We start from the raw sequence: 569 nt of genomic DNA, 5'->3' as shown, positions 1-569 counted from the left end.
ATCAGTGCTTCAGGTCATAAATTTGGTCTGGCTCCGCTCGGCTGCGGCTGGGTTATCTGGCGTGATGAAGAAGCACTGCCGAAAGAACTGGTGTTCAACGTTGACTATCTCGGCGGTCAAATCGGGACTTTCGCCATCAACTTCTCTCGCCCCGCCGGTCAGGTAATTGCGCAATACTATGAATTCCTGCGCCTTGGTCGCGAGGGCTACACCAAAGTACAGAACGCCTCTTACCAGGTCGCCACTTACCTGGCGGATGAAATCGCTAAACTGGGACCGTATGAATTCATCTGCACCGGTCGCCCGGACGAAGGTATTCCGGCGGTTTGTTTCAAACTGAAAGACGGCGAAGATCCGGGATACACCCTGTATGACCTCTCTGAACGTCTGCGCCTGCGCGGCTGGCAGGTTCCGGCCTTCACCCTTGGCGGTGAAGCTACCGACATTGTGGTAATGCGTATTATGTGCCGCCGTGGCTTCGAAATGGACTTCGCTGAACTGTTGCTGGAAGACTACAAAGCCTCCCTGAAATATCTCAGCGATCACCCGAAATTGCAGGGTATTGCTCA

1 protein-coding gene is annotated in these 569 nt (G+C 54.0%); it reads left to right on the top strand.

Annotated elements, in window-relative coordinates; translation table 11 throughout:
* On the top strand, positions 1-569 hold a 569-nt coding region (locus tag BEG40_RS21535), incomplete at both ends, for a pyridoxal-dependent decarboxylase (protein WP_286135173.1).

This window comes from Escherichia sp. MOD1-EC5495 (assembly GCF_002965965.1).
GTDB lineage: Bacteria > Pseudomonadota > Gammaproteobacteria > Enterobacterales > Enterobacteriaceae > Escherichia > Escherichia ruysiae.
Note: the sequence above shows the minus strand (reverse complement) of the source record. Positions and strands in the feature narration are given on the sequence as shown.